This window comes from Sagittula salina (assembly GCF_017813235.1).
Classification (GTDB): Bacteria; Pseudomonadota; Alphaproteobacteria; order Rhodobacterales; family Rhodobacteraceae; genus Sagittula; species Sagittula salina.
Genome location: NZ_JAGISH010000002.1, coordinates 364792 through 389603, shown reverse-complemented (window position 1 = coordinate 389603; position 24812 = coordinate 364792). Strand labels below are relative to the sequence as shown.

The following is a 24812-nucleotide window of genomic DNA, read 5'->3' as shown; positions in this document are numbered from 1 at the left end:
CACCGGGCGATCCGCTAAACGCGCGCCATGACACAAGAGCTACATATCGTCGGCGGCGGCATGGCCGGATCCGAGGCCGCATGGCAGGCCGCAAACATGGGCGTGCAGGTGGTCCTGCACGAAATGCGCCCGCAGGTCGAAACCTTCGCGCATCGCACCGGCAACCTCGGAGAGATGGTCTGTTCCAACTCCTTCCGCTCGGACGATGACGAACAGAATGCCGTGGGCCTCCTGCATTGGGAGATGCGCGCGGCGGGCGGGCTTATCATTTCCACCGCTCATGAACACCGCTTGCCCGCGGGCGGTGCGCTGGCCGTGGACCGCGATCCGTTCGCGGAATCCATCACCGCAAAGGTGACCGCGCACCCGAACATCCGGATTTCTCACGAGGAGATCACCACGCTGCCCGGTGACGGGCAGTGGATCTTTGCAACAGGACCGCTGACTTCGGAGGCGCTCGGTGCCGCCATACAAGCCGAGACCGGCGCCGACCGGCTTGCCTTCTTCGACGCCATCGCGCCGATCGTCTACGCCGAAACGATCGACATGGACGTGGCATGGCTGCAAAGCCGCTACGACAAGGGGGAGACCGAGGAGGAGCAGAAGGCCTACATCAACTGCCCGATGACGAAGGACCAGTACGAATCCTTCATCGATGCGTTGCTGGCCGCCGACAAGACCGAGTTCCACGAGGGCGAGACGGCGAAGTATTTCGACGGTTGCCTGCCCATCGAGGTCATGGCCGAACGCGGCCGCGAAACCCTGCGCCATGGCCCGATGAAGCCCGTGGGCCTGACCAACCCGCATAGTCCGGAACAGAAGGCCTATGCCGTGGTGCAGCTGCGCCGTGACAATGCGCTCGGCACGCTCTACAACATCGTCGGCTTCCAGACGAAAATGAAGTATGGTGCGCAAACCACTGTTTTCAAAACGATTCCAGGCTTGGAGAACGCCAGCTTCGCGCGTCTGGGCGGCATCCATCGCAATACCTTCATCAACTCGCCGACACTACTCGACGATCGGATGCGCCTGCGCTCGCGGCCGAACGTCCGTTTCGCCGGACAGGTCACGGGGGTCGAGGGTTACGTCGAATCTGCCGCCATGGGGCTTCTCGCGGGGCGCATGGCCGCCGCCGAGATCCTTGGGAAGGACATGCCGACCGTGCCGCAGGACACTGCACACGGCGCGCTGATCCACCACATCACCGGCGGTGCGGAGGCAAAGACCTTCCAGCCGATGAACGTGAACTTCGGTCTATTCCGGCCGCTCGAAGGGCTGAAGGGCGGGCGCCGTGGCCGCAAGGACCGCTACAAGGCCTATACCGACCGGGCGAAGAGTTGCTGGCAGGACTGGCTGGCGGCGCAGGGCTGAAACCTTGTCGGCGGGCAGAGCGGCACCTATCTCATGGATGTATCCCACGGGAGATGTCCATGAACTACGTCCTCGCCCTCTTCCTGCCGCCCCTGTCGATCCTTCTGACAGGCCGCCCATTTGTGGCGATCATCAGTTTTCTGATCTGGATTCCGGCCATCATCTTCTCCGGCGGTCTGACGCACCCGATGTTCATCGTGCTGGCTTGGGTGCTGATCTACCAGCAGGGCGAAGAACGCCGCGCGCGCCGCTACGGGTACCGCGAGGGCTGACGCCCGACGCGGGGGCAGAGGCATGATCACGCGCTTCGCCCCCAGCCCGACCGGACCGCTGCACCTTGGCCATGCCTATTCCGCGATCATTGCGCATGACATGGCCCGCGCGGCGCAGGGCACGTTCCTGCTGCGTATCGATGACCTCGACCAAAGCCGCGCCCGCCCGGAATGGGAGGCGCAGATTTTCGACGACCTGCACTGGCTGGGCCTTGAGTGGCCCACCCCCGTTCGCCGCGAATCCGAACACCACGGCGAATATCATGCCGCCCTCGACCGGCTCTGGAACATGGGCCTGCTCTACCCCTGCACCTGCACCCGCCGTGACATCCGCGAGGCGCTTTCCGCTCCCCAGGAAGGTTTGCCCGATGCGCCGCGTACCGGCCCCGACGGCCTCGTCTATCCGGGCACCTGCCGCACGGTGCCCACAGGTCCGCGCCCCGAACACGCCACTCTGCGCCTGAACATGGGCGAGGCCTGCTCCCGTGTTCAGGCCGATACCTTGCAGTTCGAAGAAACCGGCTCCGACCATGCAGGCCGGATCTGCCTGTCGACCGCTTCCATGATCCACGGCATCGGCGACGTGGTTCTGGCGCGTAAGGACATGGGCGCGGCTTACCACCTCGCTGTGGTGGTCGACGACGCTGCCCAGGGTGTTACACACGTCACCCGCGGCGCCGACTTGTTCGAGGCGACCCGTATCCACGTCCTGCTGCAGTCGCTCCTTGCCCTCCCCAAGCCCATCTACCACCACCACAAACTGATCCGCGATGAAGCTGGCAAACGCCTGGCAAAGCGCGACGACGCACGCGCCATCGCCACCTACCGGGAAGAAGGCCTCTCACCGGATGACATCCGCCGAATGGTTGGGCTCTGAAAGCCCTGCTTCGTTACTTTCGTCAATCTCCGGGAGCTGCGCAGCGTCCGGACGGCGGCGCCGCTCAGTTATCCATGGGGGCCATCAGTTCGGTCTCTTCGCCCACCACCGAGGTATAGAAACACGACCTCCGGTTGGTGTGGCAGGCCGGGCCTTCCTGCCGGACCACCGCCAGCAGGCAATCGCGGTCACAGTCTACCCGCAGGTCTACCAGCGCCTGAGTATGGCCAGAGGTTTCGCCCTTCACCCAGAAGGACTGCCGCGAGCGCGACCAGTAGGTGACGCGGCGCGTTTCCAAAGTTTTCGCCACCGATTCGGCATTCATCCAGGCCATCATCAGCACCTCGCCCGTGCCCTCCGCCTGAGCGATGCAGGGGATCAGGCCGTTCGCGTCATAGACCAAGGTCTGAGGATCGAAAGTCATCGGCAAAATCCTTTTGCATGTCCAGAGCAGGCGCCTATGTAAGGGGGACCTGCCCAAAACGAAAGCCCCTGGCCATGTCGTCGGAAACCGATCTCATCAAGCTCTACTCGGGCCGCATCCTTGAACTTGCCGCGTCCATCCCGCGCACCGGTCGCCTGGACGCACCCGACGCTTCGGTCAAGAAACGCTCGCCGCTGTGTGGATCAACCGTGACGGTGGACCTCGTGATACGGGATGGGAGGGTCGCCGACTTCGCGCAGGACGTGAAGGCCTGCGCCCTGGGGCAGGCTTCGGCATCGGTCGTGGGCGGGGCGATTATTGGCCAGACGCCAGACCAGATCACAACGGCGCGCGACGCACTGCGCGACATGCTGAAAAACGACGGCCCCACTCCCCCTGCTCCCTTCGACGGGCTGGAGGTCTTGCGTCCCGCCGCCGGCTACAAGAACCGCCATGCCTCCATCCTGCTGACGCTGGAGGCCGCAGCCGAGGCCGCGCAGCAGGCCACGGACGCACACGAGACCGGCAGCGCAGAGGGTAGCGCAGAGGCGTAAACCCTTCTTTCGCAATCGCATGTTAGGTCTGCCTCATACGACGTCCGGTCAGAAGGCAGCCCATGAAACACCCCACGGATCTCGAGGCGCCTGAATTGGCGCGGGAACTTGGCCAGTTGACCGATGCGGCCACCGGTCTCGGTCAGGAAACAGTCGATATCAGCGGCTTCCTCCAAGATCTCGATGCGCGCTGTCAGTCGCAGCTCACCGAACTCGCCGGTATCGGGACCCGCGCGGAGGGCCTGAACAAGGCCAGCGAACGAATGCTGACCGCGACGCAGGGCATGGCAGGCCTGTCGGCAGAGGTGCTGCAACGCGTGCGCCAGTCGGCCGATTTCATTCAAGAAACCGGTGAAAACTCACAGACGCTGGCGGAATGGGTTCGCTCGGTAAACGCCGACAGCCAGTCCGTCGAAGAAATGCTCATGGGCGTGAAGAACTCCAACACCCTGATTTCCGACATTGCGTGGCAGGTGCACATCCTCGCCGTCAACGCCAAGATCGAGGCCGCGCGCGCCGGCAAGGCGGGGAAGGGTTTTTCCATCGTCGCCGACAACGTGCAGGACCTCGCCCAGAAGACTTCGGATGCAGCGGAGTCGATCACGAAGACGGTGACGGCCCTCTCCGACTGGACGGCGCAGCTGCACCGGGGCGCCTATCAGACCGCGACCAAGGCGGAGCATGTTCTGGCGCGCAACGCCGACAACGACCGCGCGCTGACGGAAATTCAGCAGAGCGTGGAACAGTTGCAACGTAAAACCGAAGGACTGGCCAGCGACGCACAGCAGGTGCGCAGCGCCGTTACCGAAACCGGACAGGCGATCGAAGGGATCGCCGCCTCCGTGACGGAGGTGACGGACGGCGTGGACGAGGCGTCGCGCCGCTGTTTCAGTCTGATCGACACCTCGGAGGCGATTCTGCAAAATGCCGTGGCCTTGGGGGGCAGCGGCGAAGACAGCGCAATGATCACCCTTGTTCAGGACCTCGCCGGACAGGTCGCGATGGCCTTCGAGGCAGAGATCGCCGCAGGCCGCCTGACAATGGATGCGCTTTTTTCGGAGAGTTATCGGCCCGTCCCCCGCTCCGATCCGGAACAGGTCGTGACCCCCTTTACAGATACCACCGACCGCCTGCTGCCACCGATCCAGGAGCCGGTGTTGGGCGAGGACGCGCGCATCGTGTTTTGCGCAGCCGTGGACCGCAACGGATACCTGCCGACCCACAATGCGAAGTTTTCGCAGCCGCAGGGCGGTGATCCGGTCTGGAACGCCGCCAACAGCCGCAACCGCCGCATCTTCGACGACCGCGTGGGGCTCAAGGCCGGGCGGAACGAAAAACCGTTTCTTCTGCAGGTCTATCGCCGTGATATGGGCGGCGGTAATTTTGTCATGATGAAGGACCTCTCGGCCCCGATCACCATACGCGGGCGGCACTGGGGCGGTCTGCGCCTCGCCTACAAGTTTCAATAAAAAACCGCCGCGCTCCGGAACCGGAGGCGGCGGCAAGGCGCGTCTATCGCGGCCCCATTGAATTCGGTCACAGGCAGGAAACCGAAAGGGGGACAGGTGGTCGCGTCAGGACGGACACGACCGCACAGGGCCGGCGCGCAGGCAGACCAGGAATACTCAGAACACGGCAGGCAGGTGGAGCGTACCAACAAGAATCACGGCCAGGCTCATCGCGCCAAGCGCATCCTGCCAGAGGTCGCCGTTCTTGCGGTGCAGTGTGGCTTTGACTGTATCGTACATTCTGCTCACTCCCATGTTCTCTTTGTTAGCTATTTGTTCTCATTTTCTTTACGTCATGTAAAGAACTAAATGGGAACAAAATGAGAAAAAGGGAACGGCGAGGGTTCAACCCACACCGATCAGGCGGATCGCCTCGTCTTGCCGCATGAGCCACAGCAGTATTCGCGCCGCCTTGCCCCTCGGGCTACTCAATTTCGGGTCTTCGGACAGAAGCAGCCGCGCGTCGGACTGCGCCACGGCCATCAGAGCGGCCTGCCGTTCCAGGTCCGCAACCCGGAACCGCGGCAGACCGGACTGCGCGGTGCCGATCAGGTCGCCCGCGCCGCGCATCTCGAGATCCACCTCCGCGATGCGAAACCCGTCCTCGGTTTCTCTCAGAGTCGTCAGCCGCTTCATGCCGCTCTCCGACAACGGTGGCTGGTACATCAGAAGACAGGTCGACTCCGCCTCCCCGCGCCCGACACGGCCGCGCAACTGGTGCAACTGTGCCAGACCGAAGATCTCCGCCCGCTCGATAACCATGATGGAGGCATTGGGCACGTTCACCCCCACCTCGATCACCGTTGTCGCCACCAGTACGGCCGTTTTCCCGGCGACAAAGGCCGCCATTGCCGCGTCCTTCTCTGCCGGGGGCATCTGGCCGTGCACCAGCCCAACGACGCCCTCGCCAAGCGCCGAACGCAGTTTTTCGAAACGTGCCTCCGCAGCAATCAGATCCGAGACCTCGGATTCCTCCACCAGCGGGCAGACCCAATAGGCCTGCCGCCCTTCGGCAACTGCCGTGCGGAGATGTTCGATCACCTCCGACGTCCGCTCGGTCGACACGAGCGCCGTCTTGACCGGCTTGCGGCCGGGGGGCTTTTCATCCAGCACCGACACATCCATGTCACCGTATTGCGCCAGCGACAGGCTGCGCGGGATCGGCGTTGCGGTCATCACCAGAACGTCCGCCCCTGCGCCCTTCTTGCCCAGTTCGAGCCGCTGCCGCACACCGAAACGATGCTGTTCATCGACGATTGCCAGCCGCAAGTCGTCAAAGGCTACATCCGCCTGAAAAACCGCATGCGTGCCGACGAGGATCTTGATGTCGCCACGTTTCAGCGCCACCAGTTTCGCCGTCCGTTCCGCGCCCTTGTCCCGGCCCGTGAGCAACTCCAGAACCACACCCGCGCTTTCCGCCAGCGGCTGAAGGCCCTCCATGTGCTGCCGGGCGAGGATCTCCGTCGGCGCCATCATGACGCCCTGCCCGCCCGCCTCCACCGCCGTGAGCAAAGCCATGAAGGCCACCAGCGTTTTTCCGGATCCCACGTCGCCCTGCAGCAGGCGGTTCATCCGCTCTGGCTGGCCCATGTCGTCGGTGATCTCCTCGATCACCCGAACCTGCGCGCCGGTAGGCCGATAGGGAAGCGAATTCAGCACCTTGTTGCGCAGACGCCCATCGCCGCGCGTCACGATCCCGCGCCGCTTGCGTCGCTCTGCCCGCGCAAGGCCCAATGTCAGCTGATGAGCCATGAGCTCATCATAGGCCAGTCGCGCCCGGGCAGGTGCCACAGGGGACAGGGCCTCTGTCCCGGAAGGCGCGTGCACCGCCGCCAGTGCCTCCGCCCATCCGGGCCAATCTTCCGCGTCCTTCTGGACGGGGTCTATCCACTCATCGAGCATGGGCACCCGCGTCAATGCATCCGCCATTGCACGCGCCATGACTTTCTGCGTGACACTGCCGGTCAGGGGATAAACCGGCTCGAAGGCGGGGAGCTGGTCGCCTTCGTCCTCCCGCAGGACGTGATCAGGATGCACCATCTGCGGCACCCCGTCGAAAAGTTCCACCCGGCCCGACACGATCCGCCGCTGCCCCGTCGGCAGCAGCTTTTGCTGATACTCGGCATTTCCGCGGAAATAGACCAACTGGAAACGGATCTTCGCATCGTCCACCTCCACCCGGTAGGCGCCACCCTTCGAGCGCGGCGGCCAGTGCCGGCCGATGGTGACCGCCACCGTTACGATCCCCGGCAGGTCGGCCCCCTGCACCGTCTCGCGCACGCGGCGGTCGGTGACGCTGTAGGGCAGCGTGTAAAGCAGATCGCGCGGCGTCTCGATGCCCGCATGCGCCAGCGCCTGTGCCATCTTCGGGCCGATGCCGTCCAGCACCTTGATGTCCGCGAAGAGCGGAAACAGGACCTCCGGCCGCCCACTCATCCGCCGATCAACTCCAGCCAGCCATCCTCGTCCAGCACGGTCAGCCCAAGCTCGCGGGCCTTCGTCTCCTTGGACCCGGCCCCGGGTCCCACGACCACGATATCGGTCTTTTTCGAAACCGAGCCCGAAACCTTCGCGCCCAACGATTCCGCGCGCGCCTTGGCCTCTGCCCGGGTCATTTTCTCCAGCGTCCCGGTGAAGACGACGGTCCTCCCTGCCACCGGCGAACCCTCCGTCTGCGGACGTTCTGCTTCCTGCACGTCGAGATGCGCGACGAGGCGATCCATGGAGGCGCGCTCCGCCTCCTGGTTCATGGCGGAGACCAGCGATTCCGCCAGAACCGTGCCGACCCCATCAATGGCCAGAAGGTCGTCCCATGCTTCGCCCTCGCAGGAGGCGGCCGCCTGCATCGCCGCCTCGAACGTTTCCCAGGTCCCGTAGTGGCGCGCCAGCAGGTTCGAGGCGCTTTCGCCCACATGGCGGATTCCCAGTCCGAAAATCAGTCGCCCCAGACCGATCCGGCGCCTCCCGTCGATGGCGTCGAACAGGCGCGAAGCCGATTTCTCGCCCCAGCCCTCGCGGTTCTTCAACTGCTGGATGCCGCTCCCGAACCGTTGCTTGAGAGTGAAGATATCCGCAGGCTCGCGGATCCAGCCGTCGGTGTAGAACTGCTCCACCTGCTTCGCCCCGAGACCCTCGATATCGAAGGCCGAGCGCCCCACGAAATGCTTCAGCTTCTCGACGGCCTGCGCCGGACAGATCAGCCCGCCGGAGCAGCGTCGAACAGCGTCGCCTTCCTCGCGGATGGCGTCAGAGCCGCATTCCGGACAGGTTGTGGGGAAGACGAAGGCCCGCGCGTCCGCAGGGCGCTGCGACAGGTCCACATCCGCGACCTTTGGAATCACATCGCCCGCGCGGTAGACCTGCACCCAGTCGCCGACGCGAATATCCTTGCCACCGCGAATTTCCCCGCCCGTGGAATCGCGCCCGGCTATGTAGTCCTCATTGTGCAGCGTGGCGTTGGAAACCACCACGCCGCCGACGGTCACCGGCGTGAGCCGCGCCACTGGCGACAGCGCGCCGGTACGGCCAACCTGAATGTCGATGGCCTCCAGCCGGGTCCAGGCGAGTTCGGCCGGGAACTTGTGCGCGATGGCCCAGCGTGGCGTGGTCGACCGGAAGCCCAGACGTTCCTGCAGCGCGAGGTCGTTCACCTTGTAGACAACGCCGTCGATGTCGTACCCCAGCATGGCGCGCTGTGTCTCGATATCGCGGTAATGCGCGAGCATTTCCTGCGGCCCGTCGCAAAGCTGCGTCAGCGGGTTGGTCTGAAACCCGAGCGCGGCGAGTCTTTCAATCGCGCCCTTCTGGGTGTCCGCCAGCGGCTCAGAGAGCGCGCCCCACGCATAAGCAAAGAACCGCAGTGGCCGCTCAGCGGTGATCCTGGCGTCGAGTTGGCGCATGGAACCGGCGGCGGCGTTGCGCGGGTTGGCAAAAGTCTTGCCCCCACGCGCCGCCTGCCGTTGGTTCAAGGCGGCAAAGTCTTCGTGGCTCATGTAGACTTCGCCGCGGACCTCCAGAACGTCAGGCGCGCTGTCCAACTCGTTCGGAATATCCGTTATGGTTCTGGCGTTTGCAGTGACATTCTCGCCTTCCTGTCCGTCCCCTCTCGTGGCGGCTTGAATCAGCTTGCCGCGCTCGTAGCGCAGGGACAGGGAAAGCCCGTCGATCTTCGGCTCTGCGGTGAAAGGCAGGCTGTCGTCAGACGCAAGCCCAAGATAGCGCCGCACCTGTTCGTCGAAGTCGGAAATATCTTCGTCGGCAAAGGCGTTCGCCAACGAAAGCATCCGCACCTCGTGCCGGACTTTGGAAAACCCGTCCGCCAGCGGTGCGCCCACTTGTTCGGTCGGACTGTCGGGGCGCTTCAATGCGGGAAAGCGCGCCTCGATCTCTGCGTTGCGCGTCTTCAGCCGATCATATTCCGCGTCCGTGATCTCCGGCGCGTCTTCGGTGTGGTAGGCCCTGTTTGCCTCTGCCAACAACGCCGCAAGCGCGCGAAGTTCTTCGCGCGCCTGGCTTTCGGTCAGATTCTCGACCGCAATTTCTGTCATGCCCCTCATCCTCGGACGCCCTGTCGTCCCGGGAAGTGATAGGGCTCAGCCGTCGGGAGGTCCAGCCGCCGTCAGCCGTTGGCTGCAATCGCCTTCGGTTCGTCCTGCGAGGGTTCGGGGTCGCGCAGGACATACCCACGGCCCCAGACCGTTTCGATGTAGTTGTCGTCGCCGGTGGCTTCCGACAATTTCTTGCGAAGTTTGCAGATGAAAACATCAATGATCTTCAGTTCCGGCTCGTCCATGCCACCGTAGAGGTGATTGAGGAACATCTCCTTGGTCAGGGTCGTGCCCTTGCGAAGGGAGAGCAGCTCGAGCATCTGGTATTCCTTGCCGGTCAGATGCACGGGCTTTCCGGCCACTTCGACCGTTTTCGCATCGAGATTGACAGAAATCTTGCCAGTACGGATCACCGATTGGGAATGCCCCTTTGATCGGCGGATGATGGCATGGATGCGCGCCACGAGTTCGTCGCGGTGGAAGGGTTTCGTCATGTAGTCGTCCGCACCGAAACCGAAGCCCTTGATCTTCGATTGGGTATCATCCTCCCCGGTCAGGATCAGGATCGGCGTATCGATCCGCGCCACGCGCAACTGGCGCAGCACCTCGTGGCCGTTCATGTCGGGCAAGTTCAGGTCGAGCAGAATAAGATCGTAATCATAGAGCTTTGCAAGGTCGATCCCCTCCTCGCCCATGTCCGTCGAATAGACGTTGAGGTTCGCGTGGCTCAACATTAGTTCAATGCTCTTGGAGGTCGTCGGGTCGTCTTCCACCAGCAAAATGCGCATGTGCGGTCTCCAGGGTAACTCTCGGGCTAAGGGTAACGTGATATAAAAAGGTTAACGCCCTGTTACCGTACCACAGGATCCTGTCAATTGCAGCTTAGGGTTGCCGGTATTTCTGTACGCGTGTGACCTTCAGCGCGTCCTCGCCGTGCTGCGTCGCGGCCTTCACCCATTCCAGCAGTTCTTCCTCGCTCAGTGAATAACGCTCCTTCGCCTGGTCGGTGGTCAGCAGCCCGAATTGAACCGCCTTCACCACCGCCGCCTTCCGGGATGCGACCCAGCGCCGCGTCGTCTCCGGTGGCAAGTCGGCGCGGGTCATCGTAGACCCGTCCGGCAGCTTCACGGCCCGGGGGCCATCGATCTTTTTCAGGTACATGGGCAATACCTCCGAGTGGCGAGTCCGCGCACTAAACCCCTGCAGCCCTTAACGACGGCTGAAACCAACCCTTGTGAGTGTTTCGATTTTTCCTATATTTCGGCCATTCCACGGAGATCGCCCATGCCCAAAGACACGCCCCTCAACAGCCTGGGGCTGCCCAAAGCCCCGTCCGAAACGCGCGTCGTCGTCGCCATGTCCGGCGGCGTGGACAGCTCCGTCGTGGCCGCCATGCTGAAGGAAGAAGGATACGACGTGGTGGGCGTCACTCTACAGCTTTACGATCACGGCGCGGCGCTCGCCAAGAAAGGTGCCTGCTGCGCAGGCATTGATATCCACGATGCCCGCCGCGTTGCGGAAGAGATGAATTTTCCGCATTATGTCCTTGATTACGAAAACATATTTCAGGAAGCCGTGATCGAGGAATTCGCTGACAGTTACCTCGGTGGTGCCACCCCGGTCCCCTGCATCCGCTGCAACGAGCGCGTGAAGTTCAAGGACCTGCTGCAGACGGCGAAGGACCTCGATGCCGACTGCATGGCTACTGGCCACTATATCCAGAGGATGGCGGGGCCCGACGGCCCGGAACTGCATTCCGCTACGGACTCCTCCCGGGATCAGAGCTACTTCCTGTTTTCGACTACCCCGGAACAGCTGGACTACCTCCGCTTCCCGCTGGGACATTTGCCGAGCAAGGACGCCACGCGCGAACTGGCGGCCAAATACGGTCTGGCCGTGGCCGACAAGCCCGATTCGCAGGACATCTGCTTTGTCCCGGACGGCAACTATGCGAAAATCATCGAGAAACTGCGTCCCGGTGCCGCCGAACCTGGGGAAATTGTCCATGCCGATGGCCGCGTCCTGGGGAACCACAAGGGCGTGATCCATTACACCATTGGCCAGCGTCGCGGCCTCGGGATCGGAGGTCTGGAGGAGCCCCTCTATGTCGTCCGCCTCGATACGGAGGCCAGGCAAGTCATCGTCGGGCCCAAGGAAATGCTCGCGACCCGGACGATCCCCGTACGGGAAATCAACTGGCTGGGCGACGAATCCTTCATCTCCCAATCCGAATGGCATCTGAAAGTGAAGGTCCGCTCTACCCGCCCCCCGCGTGAAGCGATCGTTCGCCCGCTGTCGGAAACCGAGGCCGAAGTCGAACTGCTCACCCCGGAAGAAGGCGTAAGCCCCGGTCAGGCCTGTGTCTTCTACGCCCCTGAAGGGTCCCGCATCTTCGGCGGCGGCTGGATCTGGCGCGGCCACTGACCAAACGAAAAGGCGCCCCGCGGGGCGCCTTTCCATACGTCTCTACAGTCACTCGGCAGCGGCGCGGTTCACCTGTCCCTGCGCGATACCGGAAAAATGCCGATCCCCGGAATACGCGGCCTCCAACATCTGCGACAGCGTCTCCGCCTCATCCATGAAGTCCAGCCTGTTGGCGAATGCGGCACAACAGCCGTAGCCCGCAATAGCATAGTGCGCCATACGCTGGTACTGCGTGATGATCATGGCATCCCGTGCATCGGCATCGCCGAAGTCTTCCTCCAGCCCGTGCGCCCGGGCCTCGGCCACAAGACCTTCCATACCCTTGCAGTGCTCGCCACCAACCTCGGCTCCGTGACCGGAAATCAGGTGCTCCAGCTTAGACATTCCGTCCGCGATGCCGTCCTTCCCGGCCTCCAGAGCCGCGCGCAGATCGTCGTTTTCTGCGGCTCCGGCGAGATCGTCCATCACGGCATGGGATTGCGCGCAGGCGCTGTACAGGTCCTGCAACTGGTCGACGTAAACATCCTTGAGCGAATTCAGTGACATGGTTGTCCTCCATTGCTGTCTGGAGACCCAACGTCTGCCCCGGCCCGCCGTTCCGACCGATCGCTCGGCCGGCAGACACTCGCCCCTTCTTCTTCTTCTTCTTATTGGCCCCCTCCCGGAGCCGTTTCCAACCCCGAGGCCACAGCAAGGGCCGGGATGGAAGGCGCGCGGCATCAACCGCGCCCGGCTGGATCAGACCCGGCCAAGAACCAATACCGCATTAAGCCCACCAAAGGCGAAGGCATTCGACAGAACCACGTCCACCTCCGCATCGCGCGCCTCGTTCGGGACCACGTCGAGCGCACATTCCGGGTCCGGCTCCTCGTAGCCAATGGTCGGTGCGATCACGCCGTCATTCAGCGCCATGAGGCAGGCCAGCAACTCCACTGCCCCGGTGCCGCCGATCAGGTGGCCATGCATCGACTTGGTCGAGGAAATCATCAGCTCGTCGGCGTGATGACCGAAGACATCCGCCACCGCGGCGCATTCGGTCTTGTCGTTGGCCGCCGTCCCGGTGCCATGCGCATTTATGTAAGTCACGCGCTCCTTCGCCACGCCCGCATCGCGGAGAGCCCCGGAAATGGCCCGCGCCGCGCCCATCTTCGACGGCATGACGATATCCGCAGCATCGGAGGTCATGGCGAACCCCAGCACCTCGCCCAGGATCATCGCGCCGCGCGCCCGCGCGTGCTCGTATTCCTCGAAGACAAAGACCCCTGCGCCCTCGCCCTGGACCATACCGTTGCGTGTCGCGGAAAACGGCCGGCAGGCGTCCTTCGACATGACCCGCAGCCCTTCCCAGGCCTTCACGCCACCAAAGCACAGCATCGATTCCGACCCGCCGGTAATCATCGCATGACACATGCCCGACCGGATCATCTGGAAGGCCTGGCCCATGGCGTGATTGGACGACGCGCAGGCCGTGGCAACGGTAAAGGTCGGGCCGCGCAGGTTGAACTCCATAGATACGTGGCTCGCTGCCGCATTGTTCATCAGCTTCGGCACCACAAAGGGATGGACCCGGTTCTTCCCTTCCTCGTAAACGGCGCGGTAATTCTCGTCCTGCGTCAAGAGCCCGCCACCCGAATTGCCAAGCACGACGCCGGAGCGGTCCGCCATCTCGCCATGGAACTCCAGCCCCGACTGGTTCACCGCTTCCCGCGCGGCGATCAGGGTGAACTGGGTGAAACGGTCATACAGTGACAACTGCTGCCGGTTGAACTCCGCCTCCGGGTCGAATCCCTTGATCTGGCCACCGATGCGGATCGCAAGCCGCTGGACGTCGCGAAATTCCAGCTCGGAGATCCCGCAGCGCCCTTCGCGCATCGCTTCCTGGGTCGCCGCAACGTCCATTCCCAGCGCATTGATCGTCCCCGCGCCGGTGATGACGACACGCTTCACGGTGCCTTCTCGGCAATCAGCCGTTCGATCCCCGCGACGATGCTCGCCACCGACGAAATGTCGAAATCCGATTTTTCCGGCTCGTTCGCGTTGAACGGCACGGAAATGTCAAAGGTTTCCTCGATGGCAAAGATCGCCTCCACCAACCCGAGACTGTCGATGCCGATGCTTTCCGGCGTGCTGTCCATGGTGATGTCCGATGGCTCCAGCATGGCCTGTTCGGCTATGATCTCGATCACCTTGTCCTTGACGTTCATCGCTCCCGATCCCGTACCGTTCCCCTGGCCAAGGACTTAGTCAGTCCCGCCGGTGTTGAAAACAGCCTTTTTCAAATCCGCCACGTCCCGGAACAGACGCGGCAAGCGGCGCAGTCCCTTGTAGCTTTCCACATGGGCATCCATCTTCATTGCCGGGTAGCCCAGCATCACCCGCCCCTCCGGCACGTTCGACAACACCATGGTGCCACCGCCGAGGATCACTCGGTCGCCGATCCGCAGGTTGTCCGACACCCCAGCGCAGCCGCCGACGACCACGCCCCGGCCCAGAACCGAAGATCCGGCGATCGCAGCCCCGGCGCAGACCATCGTGTCGTCCCCGATCACCACGTTGTGGCCGATCTGCACGAGGTTATCCATCTTCACCCCGTTGCCAATCCGGGTGTCGCGCACCGTGCCGCGATCAACGCAGGAATTGCATCCGATCTCCACGTCGTTGCCCAGCGTCACCGCCCCGAGCGACGCGATCCGCGCCCAGGATTGCGCGCTGTCGGTGCCTTCGCCGCCGAGGGAGGCCCGCGCTTTCTCCACGCCGGACGGCTCGGGCGTCACGAAGGAAAACCCGTCGCCGCCGATCACGCAGCCCGGATGGCCGATGAAACGCGCGCCCACCGTGACACGCGCCATGATCCTCGCGCCCGCATGGAGCAGTGCGCCCTCGCCCAGCGTCACGTCATCGCCGACAAGACACTGTGGCCCGATCACGCTGCCCGAGCCGATCCTCGCCCCCGCGCCGATAAAGCTGAAGGGCCCGAGGCTCACGCCCTCGCCCAGTTCAGCCGTCGGGTCCACATGTGCCGAGGGATGCACCCCCGCCGCATACCCCTGACCCGCGTCCATCATCGCCGAAAGCCCGGAGAGCGCGAACCGGGGCCGAGGTGCCGACAACGCCGCAGCAAGCCCCATGCCGCGCCAGTCTGCCCCGGCCCACAGCATGGCCACCTTCGCCCCGCCTTCCGGGATCATGGCGGCGAACTCTGGCTTCATCGCCAATGCGATATGGTGCGCCTCTGCTGCCTGCGGCTCTGCCACCCCCGATACCTTCAGCGACAGATCACCCTCCGCCGTCACGCCGAGCGCCTTCGCGATCTCACCGACAGTATAATGCATGCGGGTTCCTCCTGCGCCGTCCGCGCCAAGGTCTATGCCCGTAGCCCTGGCCTGTCCATCCCGGCATCACGTCCGCCGACCCCGCAAGTCCACCCGCTTCTCCGTGAAGAAAATACTCCCCCGCGCGGAGCGCACGCGGCGCGCGGCACGCACGCTCATCCTGCGTGCCGCAGGCACACCGCCTGATTACCTAAACGCCCCCCCCTCATACGAAAAACGCGCGACCGATTGGGCCGCGCGTTCGTCATGCATTTTCCGGAAATGGCTCAGCTTTCCCAATGTGACATCAGCGAAACGCCTTCATTCTGCAGAGCCCGCCAGATTTCCGCATCACGGCCATAGACGTCCGCACGGTAATTCACGTGCCCCTTCGCCTTGGTAAAGGCGGTGCGGTAGATCAGATGCACCGGCACCGGTGTATCCAGCGTCACCTTTGCATTCCGGCCGGTCCGCAGGGTCGACTGAAAGAAATTGACCGGGTCCGCCTCTTGCGGTGCAAGCAGCGCGTAAGCGAATTCATGCGGGTCATCCAACCGGATGCAGCCATGGCTGAAAGTCCGCACCGTCTGACTGAACAGGCTCTGCGACGGTGTGTCGTGCAGATAGATATTGTACTTGTTGGGGAACATGAATTTCACCGACCCCAGCGCGTTGCGCGGACCTGGCCTCTGCCGCATGGAGAAAGGAAAGCTGCTGCCCGAATACTGCGCAAAACCCTGCCCCCGGCTCACGACACGACCGCGCGCGTCGATGATCTCCAGATGCCCCACCGCGCCCGGATTGGACCGCAACAGCGGCAGGTATTCCTTCACGATGATCGAACGCGGCACGTACCAGAAGGGATTGATGACCATATGGGTCATCTCGTCCGAAAACTCAGGTGTCCGCCGGTCGTGTTCCTGATGCCCGATGACCGACCGGGTTTCAAAGGTCACCTTGTCGTCATCGATGATCCGGGCGTGGAAATCCACGAGGTTCACCAGAATGTGCCGCTTGCCGCGTCCCTCCGGCAGGTTCAGCCAGCGCTCGCGCTCCATGGCGACGATGACGGATTTCAGCCTGTCTTCCGGGGCTACATTGATCTCTCCCATGGTGGCGCCGCCGGCCACGCCGTCCTCGGCCAGCCCATGGTCGGCCTGGAACAGGCGCACGGCCGCCTCCATGTCGCTGTCGTAGCGTGCCGTCAGGGATGGCTTCAGATATCCCATCGCCTCCAGCCGATTGCGCAGCGCCACGACAATCTCGCCGGTATCGCCGCGCTCGAGCTTGGCGGCGGGCACGGTCGCACCCCAACCACCCTGGCGGATCGTATGCTCCAACTCCAGTTTGGCCCGCATCAGGCGGGAATATTCCTGCGTCGGCGGCACGAGACTGCGAAAGATCATGTCGGGGCGCTCCGATGCCAGCCGCGCCAGCAAGTCCGCAGGCGCACGCCGCGGCAGTTCCCGCTTGATCTGACTGTCCACCCTGCCGGGATCATCAATAATGCCGGACTGCAGGTCATTGGCAAAGCTTATGAAGAGCCGCGACAGCGAAACCTCCAGCAGGCCCCTGTCACGTTCAGTGCGCGCCACGGCCATCTTGTTCAGAAGGTTCCGCGCGTCGTATTTCGCCGTCGGCAACCCGTGCACGTCGGCCATGCCAAAAGCCTCGATCAACGCCAGACGCCGGGCCCGGCTGGCGTCGTCGGCACCGGTCCAGATCGGGTCGAAGTTACGCGCGCGGTAGAAAGCGGCAATGCCCTCCTCCTCGCCCAGGGACTCCGCCAAAGCCTGCTTGTAGGCGGTCACCTCAAAGGCAAACGCCTGCGGCGCGGCCAGCGTCGGCGTTCCAGCCAACATGAGGCCCGCCAGCACGACGGCGCGCAATCCACCCGTCGATACCCTGCCCAGCTTCGTCCCGTTCATCGCGAAACCCTCGTTCATTACAATCCCCCGTGAATTCCAGTTGTCTTACAATGGCCTGACCGTGTAAACTGACAAAACCGCCATCGCGTTCCCCGCGCTGGCGGCCCGCTCCCAGGCAGCGGCGCATGACGGAATGCGCAGGAACCGGCGGCATGTCCAAACGATGGAATACGGGACGATAGCGCAGCGCACCAACGCGGCAGCGGGTGTCGCCGCGCGCATGCGTGCCACAGTCCGTGGCGCTTGCGCGAGATTCTGCCAACTTCCCCTTGCAACCAATTATTCATTACAAATCGCTATTTCTAGGACGCGCGATTCGTGCCATACAGACTTCGGCATCTGGGGATAGATGGCAGAGCGCGGCAACGACCCGCGCGAAAACAGGTAACAGCGACCACGGGACAGGCGCTTCACATGACAGAAATGAACACGGGCTTCACGCGCCGGGGCATTCTCGGCGCATTTGCGGCGACCGCCGCGGCAGCGGCCCCTACCTACTCCAACGCCGCCGGTCTTCTCCGGGGCGCGGGCGATATTCGTCGTCTGCGCATGTTTTCCGGCCGGACCGGCGAACGCATCGACATGATCTACTGGGTAGAAGGGCAGTACATTGCCGACGCCCTCAAGGAGATCAACCATTTCATGCGCGATTGGCGCACGAACGACATCAAGAACATCGACGCGCGCACGGTCGATATCATGTGCGCGGCGCATAACCTCATGGACTGCACCGAACCCTACATGCTGATCTCGGGCTACCGTTCGCCCAGGACCAATGCCATGCTCCGGTCGCGGTCCTCGGGGGTCGCGAAGAACTCTCGTCACCTGCGCGGCCAGGCCGCCGATCTGCGCCTGGCGTCGCGCTCGGTCAACCAGATGGCAAAGGCCGCCGCAGCCTGTCATGCAGGCGGTGTGGGGCGCTATTCCGGCTCCAACTTCGTTCATATGGATTGCGGCCCCGTGCGCAATTGGGGCGCGTAAAACCGACCTCATTACCATCCACCATCCGAGGGCGCCCGCGAGGCGCCCTTTTCTTGTCCCGAAGTTGTCGTTCGCAGGGAGCGAAGCCCCCGCGAGCGAATCCTTCGCAGAAAACCCGGGGCGCGGACAGTCAGGAAAACCTGACGAACCCAGAGAGCCGGCCGATCTCTGCAACATCCGCTGGCGGCCGTTGTCGCCCGAAATCAGATCCTCCCGTATCACTTCGTTATCGCACCGCGCCCAAGAACAATCCCGCCTCCCGGACATTCTGACGATCTAACTCCGGCCCGTTCGGATCGGTTCCATCTGCCGGCGCAATTTCTGGCTGCCGGCGCAATTTCTGGAAAATCCATCCCGGCGGACGCCGCAATGCGATAGCGACCGCCAACCCCCGACAGGGCGAAAACGCCAAAGGGCGGGCGCAAACCCGCATACCTTCAACGTATATCCAAAAGGAGAAAGTGGCGCGGTTGACGGGGCTCGAACCCGCGACCCCCGGCGTGACAGGCCGGTACTCTAACCAACTGAGCTACAACCGCGCTATGGGGGCCTGATAGCCTCGCTGACCGTTGGGGGTCAAGCGTAAAAAACACGCTGGCACGGCGTAAAGACTGGTGACCAAACGTCACCCCCGCTAGCGCAACCCATTGATCAAAAGTCGAAAAACGAAAAAGCCCCCGCTTTCGCGAGGGCCTTTCGAAGATCGGGCAGTGGCGCGGTTGACGGGGCTCGAACCCGCGACCCCCGGCGTGACAGGCCGGTACTCTAACCAACTGAGCTACAACCGCTCTCTGCCGTTCCTGGCCGCCGTCGGAGCGTCTGCCCCGTGGCGTGAGAGGCCTTCTATGGAACCCGCCCTCCCCCGTCAAGCGCTTTCGAAAACCTTTTCGCAGCTTTTTCACACGCAAACTGCCCCCCTCCTGCGCAGGGCCATCCCATGGTTCGTCAAGCGGCTCGCACAGACAAACGTACCTGTCATTTCTTGCAGGCCGTGGGAAATTGGTGCAGAAAAGCGTCAGGACATTTCCAGACGACCACGGCTCAATAGTGCGAAGACCCATCCTCACCACGCCCATCGAATTTTACGACAGCTTCGGCGGTCGCGTGAGCATGTCGCCGCTCCACTATTTTGAATTGCTGGGCCATCGCGGCACGCAGACCTACCTCGCGCTGGTCTTTTCCATCCTTGTCGCCACCGACGCGCCCGGCCTACTGGGGCAGATCAACTTCGGTGCGACTCTCGGGATCTGGGCGGTGGTGCTCTCCGCCTTCTTGCTGTGCCACGGTCTGGTACTTCTTCTGTGTGGCGCTGTTCTCAGCGCCATCGGCACGATGGTCTTGCCCGGTATTCTCATTACCGCCACCGCGATGATCCTTCCAGTCTCCCTGGGCGAGGCGCTGCTCCATTTCAGCTCCCACGGGGCGGTCAATTTCGCGCTGTTCCCGCAGCTGTGGTTCTACATAATCGTCGCCGAGACTTTCGTGATGATATACATGCGCTATGTGCGCCCCGATGTCGGTCTGGAAACGACACTGCCGGATCCCATCGGGCTCGAGGCAGACCACCCTGAAAGCGCTGGTTTCCCGCAAGACCCCGGCGGTGCGCCGCCAGCAGAGCCAATTCGCCACATCCTCATCGGCGCGGAGCCCGTTCCCCTGCCGCAGTTACGCCACATCCAGGCGCAGGAACACCACGTCCATGTCACGCTCGACGGCCAGCGCCTGACGCATCGCGCGCGCCTGTCAGACATTGTGGCCCAGACCGCGCCGGAGGATGGCATCCAGCCGCATCGCTCATGGTGGGTGGCGCGGCATGTCGCGCGCGAGCTTGAGCGCGACGGGCAGAAGCATGTGCTGCGCCTTGATGATGGCACCCGTGTGCCGGTGGCCCGCTCGCGCCTCCCCGAGGTCCGCGACTGGCTCGACGAAGCCACCTGACCCGCACGAACCCAGTGCTGCGGACCTCGATCCCGGGCGGAATGTCTGGCCGCGCACCGCATGCTTCGCACATGACAAGCCGCCGCCGGCACGTTAGGTAGCGTCCCAACCAGCAAATCACGCCGCACCGCTGCCGCCCAATGCGGGTCCGGCGCGGCCCGACAACGGGAAAGACCCATGACCGACTCGCCCGAAGACCAGTCCGGCACCATCCGGTTCGGCTGGGAGGAATGGGTGTCGCTGCCCGACCTCGGCCTGCCCGCGCTCCGCGCGAAGGTCGATACCGGTGCGCGCACCTCCGCTCTGCATGCCTTCGACATCGAGACTTTCGGTTCCTCCAGCGCGCCAAAGGTCCGGTTTACCGTACACCCTGTCCCCGGACGCGAGGACCTGGTGATTCCCTGCTCGGCCCGCATCATCGACCGCCGGACCGTGACCTCGTCGAACGGCGAATCCGAAATGCGCTACGTCATCGCCTCCACCATCCGGGTGGGCGACGAAAGCTGGCGCATCGAACTGACCCTGACTGATCGATCCTCCATGGCTTCGCGGATGCTTCTGGGCCGCGAGGCGCTGAAGGACCACATCACCATCGTCGCCACCGACCGTTTTCAGCAGCCACGCCTGTCGTGGGACGTCTACAACACCGCCCGGGTGACCGCCGCCGCGCCGAATCGTTCGCTGCGGATTGCGGTTCTCTCGCGGGAGGACAACTACTCAACCCGCCGTCTCGTCGAAGAGGGCGAGAAGCGCGGTCATACAGTAGAAGTCATCGACACCCAGCGCTGCTACATGCAGATCAACGCGCTCACGCCCGAAGTGCATTACGATGGCAAGCGCCTGCCGCGCTACGACGCGGTGATTCCCCGTGTCGGCGCTTCGATCACCTCCTACGGGACCGCCGTTATCCGCCAGTTCGAGACGATCGGTACCTTCTGCCTCAACGGCTCCGAGGGGATCACCGCCTCACGCGACAAGCTTTACGCGCACCAGCTCATGGCGCGCCACAAGATCGGCATGCCCAACACCGCCTTTGCCGCCTCGCCCAAGGACACGCTGTCTCTCATGCGCCTGGTGGGCACCGCACCGCTGATCGTGAAGCTGCTCGAATCGACGCAGGGCAAGGGCGTCGTGCTGGCAGAAACAAAAAAGGCCGCCGAGTCGGTGATCGACGCCTTCCGCGGGTTGAAGGCAAATTTCCTCGTCCAGGATTTCGTCAAGGAAGCGGCCGGCGAGGATATCCGCTGTCTCGTGGTGGGCGGCAAAGTCGTCGCCGCGATGAAACGCAAGGGCGCGGAAGGCGACTTCCGGTCCAACCTGCACCGTGGTGGGCACGCATCCGTGGTGCGCATCTCGAAAGAAGAGCGTGAAAGCGCCCTGCGCGCGGCACGCGCCTTCCGGCTGAACCTCGCGGGCGTCGACCTGCTGCGATCCGAGGCCGGGCCGAAGGTGCTCGAGGTGAATTCTTCGCCCGGGCTCGAAGGAATCGAAACCGCGACTGGAAAGAACGTCGCGGAAAAGGTCTTCGAACACCTTGAATCGAAGGTGCGCCCGACCCCGGTCCGCCGCCGCATCAAGACCGAGAACGAGGAGTGACGCGGCGCCGGGGCGGTCCCGGACGACGTCACCAGCCCGTCATCGTGAAACAGCCGGAAAAATCCAGTCTCCGGCTGTCCAGCGTTGGGGAGCAGAGCACATCGAAATGGATTCCCATTGGGAATAAGGTGTACTGCCGAGAGTCTCAACGGTCGGATGCGCGACGAGCGGCTCATCGAGACCATGGTCCGGACTCTGGCTCTTGCCTGTGCCGTGATCGCGGCCAGGATCGTCGACTGCAATTCCAGGCGCCCGCAATCCGCTTTGGGCTACCAGACTCCGGCGGACTACGCGCGGGTCCCTCCCAGAACCGTCCCAGTACCGTCCCTATGCCCAGCCCCCCGGGGGTCTTTACCCCGGCGCCCGCATTCCCTATATGAACGCTCAGGTTTCCACCGACGAGGACAGACATGACCGAAGCGAGCCCCCCGCTCGAAGGCACCCCGTTGATCGCGCCCTCGAGCACGGATCACCCCCTGTACGACCAGGTCGTCGAGGCATGCCGCACCGTCTACGACCCTGAAATTCCGGTAAATATCTATGACCTCGGCCTCGTATACACCGTCGAGATCAACGACCAGAACGAGGTTCGCGTTGTCATGACCCTGACCGCGCCGGGCTGCCCCGTGGCGGGCGAGATGCCCGGATGGGTAGCCGAAGCGGTCGAACCGGTCGCAGGCGTTAAGCATGTTGACGTCGACCTGACATGGGATCCGCCCTGGGGCATGGACATGATGTCAGACGAGGCCCGGCTGGAACTGGGCTTCATGTGAACCTGCGGGGTCCGACGCCCCCCCGCCACCTCCTCCCGGTTTCAGGCCGGAACGGTCTGCCGGGTCGCGCCCCAAAGCCGCGCCCGGCGCGTCGCGCCCGTGTACTTTGGCAAACAGCGCGCAATCGCTCGTTCCGAGCTCCGGCACAGGGTCTGTCAGCGGAGCTTTCAGAACGGCACTGCCCGGCGTGGTGCCGCCACGCGCGCCTGTTTCTTCTTGATTAGAATGCCTCCGGGGCAGGTTGATTAGAATGCCTCCGGGGCAGGCGCGGCGCAGGCGCCACGGGGGCAGCGCCCCTCCCGCCTAGCCGCGCCACCGTGGCTTGGCAGCGCCCGGCTCTGCCGTCGCGCCACCACCCTCGCGGCTGTCGCAAGGGAACCCTTTGCCCCGTCGTACGTTTGCGAGGCATGCGACACAGACATGAACTTGCCCTCCTCTTCGTTGCCGCCGCCTTCCTTGTGGCGATGAACGCCAGCCTGCCCGGCACTGGCAGGCACTGGTTCGACACCCCGACCATGATGGCCGCGCGTTGATGCGGGGGCTCTTGAACGCCGTCCCGCTGCTGCTCGCCGCGCTTTGGTTCGCGCTGCATCCCGCCGGTGTATCCGCTCAGGATACCGGCTCCGGCGGCGATGCTCCGTGGTTCGAAGTCGACCGCCTCAATCCCGGTCTTGGACCCGTGCCGAACGGGCTGGACCGGTCCACCCCCCGCGCCACGGTCGAGGCGCTGCTGCGCGGCACCGACCGTCTTGGCGATCCGGAAGACCGCGAGCGAATGCTCGGCCACCTGCTGAACCTTCAGGACATCCCCGAGGCCGAACAGGCAGAGGAAGGGGCCCGCCTGGCCCGCCAGCTGCTTTCGGTTCTCAACCGTCGCGCGGTGATCGACTGGGGTCAGATCATCGACCGGCCCGATGCACTGGATGCGCGTGAAACCTCCAACGCCGCCACCGCCGGGATGAAACGCCGCTCTCTCCTTCTGTGGGAGATCGAGCTTGACGGCATCCCCGCGGCCATCCGGCTGGAGCGGATCAAAGCCGAGGGCAAGGCGCCGGTATGGGTCTTCTCCCGTCAGACGGTGCAGAAGATTCCGCGCCTCTATGACGCGTTCGGCCCGTCATCCTTCGAAAAATGGCTGCCCGACGCGCTGCGTCAGGATGCCTTCTGGAATCTCATGTGGTGGGAGGTGATCGGCCTGCCACTGCTGATCCTTCTGGCGACCATGACCGGGCACCTGACGTCGAAGGGGCTCGGACGGCTCGGCCAATATCCGAAACATCGCATCCTGCGCCATGCTTTCCGCGCTGCCCGGGCGCCTCTTATCATCGTGGCCGTAACGCTGGTGCTCTCCATCGGCACCCAGACTTTGTTCGTCTTCTCAGGGCGGCTCAATACCGTCCTGACGCCGTTGATCGCGGCGGGTTTCGTCACCGCTGCGCTGATGCTGATCCTCAATGTGATCGAGGTCATCCTCGACCAGATCACGGGCTTCGAGGATATGGACCTCACCGGCCGCCAGTTCGACGAAAGCCGCACCCGCGCCACGCGTCTGGCCGCCGTGCGCCGGATTCTGGTGATCGTCGTCACGCTTTTCGGATTCGGCATCGTTCTCGCCTCCGCCAACGTCTTCCGCACCTACGGCTTCTCCCTGCTGGCGTCCGCCGGGGTTCTCACCCTGGTTCTCGGCTTCGCCGCCCGCACCATCCTGTCCAACATCCTGTCGTCGCTCCAGATCGCGCTGAACCAGTCCGCGCGCATCGGCGACCGCGTCGTCTGGAAGGACAAGCTCTGCCACGTGGAGCGCATCAATTTCACCTTCGTTCAGCTGCGCGAATGGTCAGGCGTCCGTATCGTCGTGCCGGTCAATGAATTCGTATCGACACCATTCGAGAACTGGACCCTGAAGGAACCCGAGATGCTGCGGATGCTGAAGTTCAAGCTCGCTCCGCATGTCGACCTCGACCGGCTGCGCGAAGCCTTCGATGCGGTGGTGGCCGAACTCGACTCAGAGATGCTCGATGACCCGGAAAAGGCTTACGTGCGCGTCACCGGGCAGGATGTCTTTGGCATGGAGGTCTGGTTCATGCTGCCCTGCGCCGATCCGAACACCTCGTGGGATGCGGCCTGCATCGCGCGAGAGGCTCTGATCCGGCGACTGAACGACCTGGAGAAACACGATAACGTGACGATCTTCCCGCATGTGCCCGCCGCCGAGGCCGCCTGACAGCACGGCGAGCGATCCCCCGGCTTGAGAAACCGGGCTGCAGGGCTTAAGTTGTCTGTCGAACGCACACATTCGTCTCCGAAG

24 protein-coding genes and 2 tRNA genes are annotated in these 24812 nt (G+C 63.6%); 13 read left to right on the top strand and 13 right to left on the bottom strand.

Features of this window, described 5'->3' with window-relative positions; translation table 11 throughout:
• Positions 1-27 precede the first annotated feature (27 nt).
• From trmFO to gluQRS, 3 genes are read left to right on the top strand one after another with little or no spacing between them, the layout of a single operon-like run.
• On the top strand, positions 28-1371 hold the full coding sequence (gene trmFO / locus J5474_RS05825) for a methylenetetrahydrofolate--tRNA-(uracil(54)-C(5))-methyltransferase (FADH(2)-oxidizing) TrmFO (RefSeq protein WP_209359852.1): 1344 nt from the start codon (positions 28-30) through the stop codon (positions 1369-1371).
• A gap of 59 nt (positions 1372-1430) precedes the next feature.
• Positions 1431-1643: a hypothetical protein gene (locus tag J5474_RS05820; RefSeq protein WP_209359851.1), complete on the top strand. Its 213-nt coding sequence runs from the start codon at positions 1431-1433 to the stop codon at positions 1641-1643.
• Positions 1644-1665: 22 nt separating this feature from the next.
• Positions 1666-2520 carry a tRNA glutamyl-Q(34) synthetase GluQRS gene (gene gluQRS / locus J5474_RS05815; RefSeq protein ID WP_209359850.1) on the top strand — a complete coding sequence of 285 codons (855 nt, stop codon included), beginning with the start codon at positions 1666-1668 and terminating at the stop codon, positions 2518-2520.
• A gap of 64 nt (positions 2521-2584) precedes the next feature.
• On the opposite strand, the gene hisI is transcribed toward gluQRS, so the two are convergent.
• Positions 2585-2944, bottom strand: coding sequence for a phosphoribosyl-AMP cyclohydrolase (hisI, locus tag J5474_RS05810; RefSeq protein ID WP_209359849.1), 360 nt, complete (start codon positions 2942-2944; stop codon positions 2585-2587).
• 74 nt (positions 2945-3018) lie between these two features.
• On the opposite strand from hisI, the gene J5474_RS05805 reads away from it, so the two are divergent.
• Positions 3019-3498, top strand: coding sequence for an iron-sulfur cluster assembly scaffold protein (locus J5474_RS05805; protein WP_209359848.1), 480 nt, complete (start codon positions 3019-3021; stop codon positions 3496-3498).
• A 62-nt stretch (positions 3499-3560) separates the two neighbouring features.
• Positions 3561-4967: a methyl-accepting chemotaxis protein gene (locus J5474_RS05800; RefSeq protein ID WP_209359847.1), complete on the top strand. Its 1407-nt coding sequence runs from the start codon at positions 3561-3563 to the stop codon at positions 4965-4967.
• Positions 4968-5123: 156 nt separating this feature from the next.
• Here the strand turns inward: J5474_RS05800 and J5474_RS22985 are convergent, their stop codons facing one another.
• The 5 genes from J5474_RS22985 to sciP form a co-directional block, all read right to left on the bottom strand.
• On the bottom strand, positions 5124-5246 hold the full coding sequence (locus J5474_RS22985) for a hypothetical protein (protein WP_280842492.1): 123 nt from the start codon (positions 5244-5246) through the stop codon (positions 5124-5126).
• A 105-nt stretch (positions 5247-5351) separates the two neighbouring features.
• Positions 5352-7442 carry an ATP-dependent DNA helicase RecG gene (gene recG / locus J5474_RS05795; RefSeq protein ID WP_209359846.1) on the bottom strand — a complete coding sequence of 697 codons (2091 nt, stop codon included), beginning with the start codon at positions 7440-7442 and terminating at the stop codon, positions 5352-5354.
• On the bottom strand, positions 7439-9553 hold the full coding sequence (ligA, locus tag J5474_RS05790) for an NAD-dependent DNA ligase LigA (RefSeq protein WP_209359845.1): 2115 nt from the start codon (positions 9551-9553) through the stop codon (positions 7439-7441). Before ligA ends, recG begins: the two co-directional genes overlap by 4 nt.
• A gap of 71 nt (positions 9554-9624) precedes the next feature.
• Positions 9625-10341, bottom strand: coding sequence for a response regulator transcription factor CtrA (gene ctrA, locus J5474_RS05785; RefSeq protein WP_209359844.1), 717 nt, complete (start codon positions 10339-10341; stop codon positions 9625-9627).
• 94 nt (positions 10342-10435) lie between these two features.
• Positions 10436-10714, bottom strand: a complete 279-nt coding sequence (gene sciP / locus J5474_RS05780; RefSeq protein ID WP_209359843.1) for a CtrA inhibitor SciP — start codon at positions 10712-10714, stop codon at positions 10436-10438.
• Between the two features lie 123 nt (positions 10715-10837).
• On the opposite strand from sciP, the gene mnmA reads away from it, so the two are divergent.
• Positions 10838-11977: a tRNA 2-thiouridine(34) synthase MnmA gene (gene mnmA / locus J5474_RS05775; protein ID WP_209359842.1), complete on the top strand. Its 1140-nt coding sequence runs from the start codon at positions 10838-10840 to the stop codon at positions 11975-11977.
• Positions 11978-12025: 48 nt separating this feature from the next.
• Here mnmA and J5474_RS05770 read toward each other — a convergent pair whose 3' ends face one another.
• The 5 genes from J5474_RS05770 to J5474_RS05750 form a co-directional block, all read right to left on the bottom strand.
• Entirely contained in the window at positions 12026-12523 is a 498-nt protein-coding gene (locus tag J5474_RS05770; protein ID WP_209359841.1) for a YciE/YciF ferroxidase family protein, read from the bottom strand.
• Between the two features lie 192 nt (positions 12524-12715).
• On the bottom strand, positions 12716-13924 hold the full coding sequence (locus tag J5474_RS05765; RefSeq protein WP_209359840.1) for a beta-ketoacyl-[acyl-carrier-protein] synthase family protein: 1209 nt from the start codon (positions 13922-13924) through the stop codon (positions 12716-12718).
• Entirely contained in the window at positions 13921-14181 is a 261-nt protein-coding gene (locus tag J5474_RS05760) for an acyl carrier protein (RefSeq protein WP_209359839.1), read from the bottom strand. The genes J5474_RS05765 and J5474_RS05760 overlap by 4 nt, the downstream gene beginning before the upstream one ends.
• Before the next feature lie 36 nt (positions 14182-14217).
• Positions 14218-15309, bottom strand: coding sequence for a UDP-3-O-(3-hydroxymyristoyl)glucosamine N-acyltransferase (locus tag J5474_RS05755; protein WP_209359838.1), 1092 nt, complete (start codon positions 15307-15309; stop codon positions 14218-14220).
• A 266-nt stretch (positions 15310-15575) separates the two neighbouring features.
• Positions 15576-17234 (bottom strand): L,D-transpeptidase family protein, encoded by a 1659-nt coding sequence (locus tag J5474_RS05750; RefSeq protein WP_245216256.1) that lies wholly within the window; start codon positions 17232-17234, stop codon positions 15576-15578.
• A 396-nt stretch (positions 17235-17630) separates the two neighbouring features.
• Here J5474_RS05750 and mepK point away from each other — a divergent pair, with 396 nt between their 5' ends.
• Complete coding sequence (gene mepK / locus J5474_RS05745) at positions 17631-18197, top strand: peptidoglycan L,D-endopeptidase MepK (protein ID WP_209359837.1); 567 nt, start codon at positions 17631-17633, stop codon at positions 18195-18197.
• A gap of 462 nt (positions 18198-18659) precedes the next feature.
• On the opposite strand, the gene J5474_RS05740 is transcribed toward mepK, so the two are convergent.
• Together J5474_RS05740 and J5474_RS05735 are read right to left on the bottom strand one after the other, a co-directional pair.
• A tRNA-Asp gene (locus tag J5474_RS05740) sits at positions 18660-18736 on the bottom strand.
• A gap of 172 nt (positions 18737-18908) precedes the next feature.
• A tRNA-Asp gene (locus J5474_RS05735) sits at positions 18909-18985 on the bottom strand.
• A 259-nt stretch (positions 18986-19244) separates the two neighbouring features.
• Between J5474_RS05735 and J5474_RS23105 the strand changes: the two genes are divergently transcribed.
• The 6 genes from J5474_RS23105 (at position 19245) to J5474_RS05710 (ending at position 24728) form a co-directional block, all read left to right on the top strand.
• Complete coding sequence (locus tag J5474_RS23105) at positions 19245-20135, top strand: LytTR family DNA-binding domain-containing protein (RefSeq protein ID WP_209359836.1); 891 nt, start codon at positions 19245-19247, stop codon at positions 20133-20135.
• A 177-nt stretch (positions 20136-20312) separates the two neighbouring features.
• On the top strand, positions 20313-21731 hold the full coding sequence (gene rimK / locus J5474_RS05725) for a 30S ribosomal protein S6--L-glutamate ligase (protein WP_209359835.1): 1419 nt from the start codon (positions 20313-20315) through the stop codon (positions 21729-21731).
• A gap of 84 nt (positions 21732-21815) precedes the next feature.
• The gene (locus tag J5474_RS23225) at positions 21816-22145 is read left to right on the top strand and encodes an integrase core domain-containing protein (protein WP_425342859.1); all 330 of its coding nucleotides are present in this window, start codon (positions 21816-21818) and stop codon (positions 22143-22145) included.
• A complete protein-coding gene (locus J5474_RS05715) occupies positions 22142-22504 on the top strand; it encodes an SUF system Fe-S cluster assembly protein (protein ID WP_209359833.1) in 363 nt (120 codons plus the stop codon). Before J5474_RS23225 ends, J5474_RS05715 begins: the two co-directional genes overlap by 4 nt.
• A 407-nt stretch (positions 22505-22911) precedes the next feature.
• Complete coding sequence (locus J5474_RS22980; protein WP_280842491.1) at positions 22912-23037, top strand: hypothetical protein; 126 nt, start codon at positions 22912-22914, stop codon at positions 23035-23037.
• Complete coding sequence (locus J5474_RS05710) at positions 23037-24728, top strand: mechanosensitive ion channel family protein (RefSeq protein WP_209359832.1); 1692 nt, start codon at positions 23037-23039, stop codon at positions 24726-24728. The genes J5474_RS22980 and J5474_RS05710 overlap by 1 nt, the downstream gene beginning before the upstream one ends.
• Positions 24729-24812 lie beyond the last annotated feature (84 nt).